The organism is Acinetobacter sp. AG1 (assembly GCF_001005525.1).
Lineage (GTDB): Bacteria > Pseudomonadota > Gammaproteobacteria > Pseudomonadales > Moraxellaceae > Acinetobacter > Acinetobacter modestus.
The window spans coordinates 60,877-67,476 of record NZ_LBMZ01000105.1 but is presented as its reverse complement, the minus strand read 5'-3'; the positions used below and the strand labels follow the sequence as shown (position 1 = coordinate 67,476).

Sequence of the window (6,600 nt, the reverse complement as noted above, 5' to 3'; positions counted from 1 at the left end):
ATATCAAAAAAATACATATGACTATTTTAAATAAGTCAAAAAACACTTAAAGGATTAGATATAAAAAGGTAGGTATACTAAAATTTTTAAAATGTAATTATTATGTTATGTCAAAATGCAACAAATGTACTATTAATATTAACAATTGGTGATTATTTTACTCCATTTCTTCATCAAAATCAAGTTAGCCAGTTTTAGATCTATTTTATCCCCATTTAATTACTAAAATAGCAAGACTTATTTCAATTAAAACCCATTAAAATAAGCCCCTCATATAATTTAAACCAATTAATCTAAAAAATTAACGGCGCACCAATTGATCAAATTTGTAATTACCTAAATTAGTCATAACTTCTACCTCTTTAATGTAATTAACATCACAACTAGTCAAAAATTGTGTGTAGCGTCCAAATTTTAATTTAGCAGGTAAATATTTCTCACGTACATAATCACTTATATTACAGTTATTACCACGATTAATAATAATGTCATTAACTACGATATTATCAACTTTGGATTGGATAGCAATATCATAAACCAAATGACCATATCCCTGCGATACGGTTGTATTTACAGGAAAAGTGACGTCTATAGGCACACCCTCTACTAATTGTTCGATTGGATTTACATCCCCTGCATCTTCATAATTATTATTAACTTCCTCATCCGCCAATACATCTGCACCTTCCGATGGTTCAGCTTCAGATGCTGCTGTCATTGCTTCATCAACTTCGGCTTGTGCCGTTTCTGCACCTACGGCTTGCTGATTTTTAAATTCGCTACAACCCGATACAAAGTATAAAGATGTTGCCACCAAGCCCCAATACAACGATTTTATAATCATATTCCCCTCTTTTTTAAAGTTATCTTCGATCACTCAATCAACCTGTAAATCTAGTAATGATTTAATAAAAGATCAAAAAAGTTAACCAAATTACGTAACTAAAGTTTAATAAATAACGTAATTAAAATCAAATATTACGTAACTATCAGTTAAGTTAACTATTTTGGGGTAATGAAAAATGATGATGAAAAAACCTTATTTGCAAATCGCTTAATAAAAGCTATGCAAGCTAAAGGTTATGAAGCTAAAGCTTCAATCTTAGAAAGAGAGTTCAATTTGAACTATTCGGGCAAACCTATGACGTTACATGGGGTGCGTAAGTGGATCATTGGGGAAGCAATTCCATCAGGTGATAAATTACTTGCGCTTGCTAAATGGCTAGACGTACCACCAGAAGAACTAGCCTTTGAAAATGATATCCAAAAAGCAATTGTTCAACGTGATGCTCGATGGCAACAGGACTTAGGTTATAGGGACAAGGAAGTTTTTGAAGCTTTCATAGCATTATCACCTACACATAAAAAAATCGTTCGGGATATGATTATCGCCTTATCTCAAAAAACATAAAAGCCAAAACAACTGGTGTAATGGCTTTTAACATGCAAACTTATATAAATTTATTGCACTAAATTTTCTAAGGTTTGGCTAAATGTTCCTTTAAATGCATCATCTTTTTGATAAAGCTTATACAACTCCATAATATTACGTCGCTGTGTCACCATAATCTCATTTAAGATTTTTTCAAATGCCAATGACCTTGTGTACGGGTCAGGATTATTTTTATATTTGTTTTCAAAATGTGGATGACTTTGGATGCTCTTAACCAAATAAATCACCATTACCTTTTGGTCTTCGGGCGTAGCACTCCAACCTTGAAACCATTTTTCGTTAAATTTACTTAATATTTGGTCTAAAGTCGCTTCATCACTACCACTTGATGGGCTTCTTGGGTTTGGGTTTTGTGGATCTACAACTGTTTCCCCTGCATCCAATACAATAGATGTATTTAAATGCTCACGCTTCAATGCATATGTTGTTAAATCTACTTGTTCCAACAATTCATCAATGCCCGTTGTTTGTTGGTCTTGCACATCTAATTTAGGGATCAAAAACTTTAAAAACCAATAAAGCTGTTCCCATTCAATTTGATTAATACTTAAGATTGAAGATATTTGGGAATAGATTTTAACAAACTGTTTAGCCTTTACCTTAAAATCAACTTTTTGCTCATGGGCAAGCTCAAGTGTGATATTAAACCGTTCTGCAACGGTATCAATAACAGGACTAATTTTTTCGGCTGTGGCATCTTTAAAAAATAGATCATTTAATTGGATAACTTCATGCTTTTCATAAACCCCCGTATCATCTAAAGCGGTTTTAATATCATGTAATACATTGACATCCGTTGCTTTCGATAATGTTGTAGACGTATAAAAATCATCAAAAGCTGACTTTATATCTTTGATATCATTAAAAAAGTCTAATATGAATAAATCTTCGGTGCGTTTATTGTACTTTGGCGCAGCACGATTTAGACGTGATAAAGCTTGCACACATAAAACACCTGATAACTTTTTATCGACATACATCGTTGTTAACTTAGGTTGATCAAATCCCGTTAAGTATTTATTAGCAACAACTAATATACGATTTTCATTTAAATCAAACTGATCTTTAGTTTTACTTTCAGCAAACCCATTTAGACCATCTTCTGTATAGTTAACACCATCAACTTCTTTTTCACCCGAAAATGCGATCAAAACTTTAAAAGGATTACCTTTTAATGCTAATAGCTTCTTTAAAGATAAATAGTATCGGATTGCAGCCTCAATGCTTTGGGTTACAACCATTGCTTTAGCGACACCTTGTAATTTCTTTTTGTTGACCACGCTATCAATAAAATGCTCAAGCATAATATCCGCTTTGGCATAAATCGTCTGCTGTTGGGCTTCTACATATGCTTTTAAAGCCTTTTGTGCCTTTTTAGATTCAAATTTTGGATTTTCTTCAATCGACTTTCTGATCTCATAAAAACTTTTAAATGTTGTGTAGTTAGCTAAAACATCTAAAATAAAACCTTCTTCAATCGCTTGCTTCATTGCATACAAGTGGAAGGGTTTAAATTTACCTGTTTCTTGGTCTTTGATCCCAAACTTTTCTAAGGTGCTATTTTTTGGGGTTGCAGTAAAAGCAAAATACGATACGTTATTACGTTGTTTACGGGCATCCATTAAACGGATCATCATATCTTGGACATCTTCGTCCACACCATCTACTTGCTTACCCATTGCCTGATTCATGCTGTTATGCGCATCACCAGATTGTGAACTATGTGCTTCATCAATGATGATGGCAAAGTTACGCTCACTTAGGTCACTTATTTCATCCAAGATAAACTTAAATTTTTGGATGGTGGTAATAATAATTTTCTTACCTGTTTCCAAAGCCAAACGTAAGTCTGCACTTTTGTTTGCATGTGCAACAATATTTTTAACTTCGGAAAAATCCTTAATATTATCTCGGATTTGCTTATCTAATATTTTTCGGTCTGTAACAACAATAACCGAATCAAAGATAGGTTTATCTAAGGCACGCTTACCTGCAACCAAAGCATTTTCAGGATAACTTTCAATCAATTGGAATGCAGCCCATGTGATTGAGTTGGATTTACCCGACCCTGCGGAATGTTGGATCAGATAAGTTTGTCCTACCCCTTTTGCCGATACATCACTGACTAATTTACGCACCACATCTAATTGATGGTAGCGTGGGAAAAACAATGTACGTGTATTTAATTTGACATCATCACTTTTATCCAATCGGACAAAGTGTTGTACGATATTCACCAAGCTTTCTTTAACAAAAACTTCTTCCCATAGATACGCTGTTTTATAGCCATACGGGTTTACGGGGTTACCCTGTCCCTCTTTATTGCCTTTATTAAATGGCAAAAATAAGGTCTTTTTACCCTCTAATTTAGTCGCCATGTAGACTTCATCGGTATCTACCGCAAAGTGGACTAAACAACGGGCAAAGCTTAATAATGGTTGGTTTGGATCACGATCTTCACGATATTGCTTTTGCGCATGATAACGGGCATTTTGTCCTGTCCATGCATTTTTAAGTTCCATTGTGACCAATGGCAAACCATTTAAAAATAAAACAACATCTATTTCTTCGCCTGCGTTTTTAACGGAATATCTTAGTTGTCGTGTGACACTAAAAATATTGGCATTAAAGTTTTGATGGACGGATAGGCTACTACTTGCCAATGGACAGGGATACATAAAATGGAAGTGTAAATCATCCATTTTCATACCTTTTTTAAGCATATAAGCTATGCCATGTCGTTTGATCAATTTATCAAAACGGTCTAGTAACTTAATCTTCCAATCATTTGGGTTATATTGTCTAAAGGCATCAAGGCTGTCTTTTTGGGTTAGTTCTAAAAACTGAAATAAAAACTTTTCATCAACGGCATATTGCTTATTAAAGTCATTAGGCTGTCCCATAACATAGCCCAAACCGTTATGTTCTTTGACTTCCCCTACCAAAGCATCCTCTTTACAAATCCCCACCAACGCTCTTTCAATGCTTTTCTCAAGTTCTAATTCATTGACTTTACTGACCATTATTTATTTCCATCAATCCAGTTTTTAAGTGCTTTGGTTATAATCGGGGCAAATGGTTGTAACTTACCCTCTGTTGTTTGTTGTAAATCTTCAACCAATAATGTTAATAACTCATCATCCTCGATTAAGTCATCTATCGTGGTACTTTGACTAAATAAAAAATTGGCAATTGCATGTTTACGTATATCAACTAGCTTTTGGTTTTGTTGCAAGCTATCACCTAGTTTAAGTACATCAATAGTTTGTTTAGCATCATTGGTTAATCCTGCAACCGTACCACTGATATTAAATTTAAACTCAGTTTCACAACGTGGGGATAATGGGCTAATAGTAATTTCTTGATTTTCTTTAGCATCATCACAAGACCCTTTTGTCGTGCAACTCGCCACAATATTATTAAAATCAAAACTATATTGTGGGTAACGTTGTCGTGGCAAAATATGCTCATTCATGCAGTCGTGGTCTTTTGACCCAATCTGCCGACAACAGTATGCACATAAGTATAACTGTTCTTCTAAACACGCTTGTCTAATTGTAGGGCGTATTTGTTCTGGGTCTTCACCTAAATCGTCATATCTATGGGTGGGATTTTTACGTTTATATTCAGCTAAATTAGTCGGTTCAATCCCTTTAATAATCAGTTGCAACTTATTTCCCCTGCTTTGCTAGGGTTCTTTTTTTCAACATAGCAACAAGACGCATAACGTCTAACTGACTTTCGCCAAGTTCAGATTTAAGGGTTTGGATTAATTGGTTTGCAAGTTCAAAATCATTATTTTGGATTGCATCCATTGCTTGGATAATTTGTTCTGCCACTTCGGGATTACGATAGCTTGTATCCATGTATTGCAATAATACCGTATTGGCATCTTGCCCATACAATGATGGTAAAGCATTAACTTCCTGCCCATCCAAGTCATAGACCAAAATGTTTTGGGTATCGGATATAACCAATGGCGAATGTGTGGATAGGATAAATTGACAATTCGGGAAGGTTGTTTGTAATCGTTGTATGATTGATCTTTGCCATTGCGGGTGCAAGTGCATATCAATTTCATCAATTAAAATAATACCTTTACCATGCAATGGATTATTCAGTTTAGGATTCATCATGGCTAGACGTCGGGCTATATCTCCCACCAAAGCCATTAATGATTTTTCACCTTGTGACAATTGAGTCAAGTTTAATGTCTTATTATTTTTGTCGACTGACATATGTAAACGTGGTTTGCGTCTTACACGCAAGTTGCTAAATTCAGGGATAAAGGCATAAATTGCATTACGTACTGCTAGTAATTGTGTATCTGTTACTAAAGTAACTTTATTATCTTTAAATTTTATAATGTTTTGCAAATCGGTTAATCGTTTAGTTAACACTTGAATTTCTTGAGATTTGGTATCTTCATTATGTAATTTCTTTAGTAATCCTATAATCTCAATTTGTTCACTAAGTATCTTATTAAATCCATGCACTTCATTTAATAAAAGCTCATTCTCAACATCTTCACGATCTCTAAACCACTCAAAAAAGCGTCTAAAATCTACGGCGTTATTTAACGCATTATCATAACCATCTATTTGTAAAAATTGATGCTTTTCCCGTATTTTTAAGGGGATGTCGATCACGCTACGCTCAACGGGATAAAATGCAATTAAAGGCAAGCTACTTTGATCATCTTCACCCAACCATTGTTTATAATAACTAGCTAATTGATTTAATTCTGTTAAATGCGTAGTAAATTCAGCTTTTCTCGCCGTGCGGTTTTTAGTAATACGCCATGTATAGGCTTTGGTTTGTAGTTGTAGGTCTAAATCATTGACCGTAATCTCGACCATCGCCGAGTTTGCACTATTTAAAATAACGGTTTCAGGGATTGGCGTACCATTAGATTTATCGTGTTTTAAACGTGCAACATACCAAGTTAATACCGTTGTAATGGACTTTAACAGGGATGTCTTACCACTACCGTTATTACCAATAAAAACCGTAATATTGGATGTAAATTGTGTAGTCGGTGCTAAAGACACGCTTAGGTCTTGGAATTGCCCAATATTTTTTAGACTAAAGCTTTGTATTTGCATACCCACTCCCTTTTAACTTCATTTTTAACACAACATATAAAA

General features: G+C 34.4%; 5 protein-coding genes. 1 reads left to right on the top strand and 4 read right to left on the bottom strand.

What is annotated here, in order from left to right:
• Positions 1-301: 301 nt before the first annotated feature.
• Positions 302-844: a hypothetical protein gene (locus AAV96_RS07175; protein WP_046738821.1), complete on the bottom strand. Its 543-nt coding sequence runs from the start codon at positions 842-844 to the stop codon at positions 302-304.
• Positions 845-1,015: 171 nt separating this feature from the next.
• On the opposite strand from AAV96_RS07175, the gene AAV96_RS07170 reads away from it, so the two are divergent.
• Complete coding sequence (locus tag AAV96_RS07170; protein ID WP_046738820.1) at positions 1,016-1,411, top strand: DNA-binding protein; 396 nt, start codon at positions 1,016-1,018, stop codon at positions 1,409-1,411.
• A gap of 50 nt (positions 1,412-1,461) precedes the next feature.
• Here the strand turns inward: AAV96_RS07170 and AAV96_RS07165 are convergent, their stop codons facing one another.
• The 3 genes from AAV96_RS07165 to AAV96_RS07155 are packed head-to-tail and all read right to left on the bottom strand — an operon-like array spanning position 1,462 to position 6,558.
• On the bottom strand, positions 1,462-4,476 hold the full coding sequence (locus AAV96_RS07165; RefSeq protein WP_046738819.1) for a type I restriction endonuclease subunit R: 3,015 nt from the start codon (positions 4,474-4,476) through the stop codon (positions 1,462-1,464).
• Positions 4,476-5,123 (bottom strand): hypothetical protein, encoded by a 648-nt coding sequence (locus AAV96_RS07160; RefSeq protein WP_046738818.1) that lies wholly within the window; start codon positions 5,121-5,123, stop codon positions 4,476-4,478. The genes AAV96_RS07165 and AAV96_RS07160 overlap by 1 nt, the downstream gene beginning before the upstream one ends.
• 1 nt (position 5,124) lies before the next feature.
• On the bottom strand, positions 5,125-6,558 hold the full coding sequence (locus tag AAV96_RS07155) for an AAA family ATPase (RefSeq protein WP_046738817.1): 1,434 nt from the start codon (positions 6,556-6,558) through the stop codon (positions 5,125-5,127).
• Positions 6,559-6,600 lie beyond the last annotated feature (42 nt).

Excerpts from the sequence above, each read along its gene's own strand:
- AAV96_RS07155 (WP_046738817.1), bottom strand. The coding sequence starts at position 6,558 with ATGCAAATACAAAGCTTTAGTCTAAAAAATATTGGGCAATTCCAAGAC.
- AAV96_RS07170 (WP_046738820.1), top strand. The coding sequence starts at position 1,016 with ATGAAAAATGATGATGAAAAAACCTTATTTGCAAATCGCTTAATAAAA.
- AAV96_RS07175 (WP_046738821.1), bottom strand. The coding sequence starts at position 844 with ATGATTATAAAATCGTTGTATTGGGGCTTGGTGGCAACATCTTTATAC.
- AAV96_RS07165 (WP_046738819.1), bottom strand. The coding sequence starts at position 4,476 with ATGGTCAGTAAAGTCAATGAATTAGAACTTGAGAAAAGCATTGAAAGA.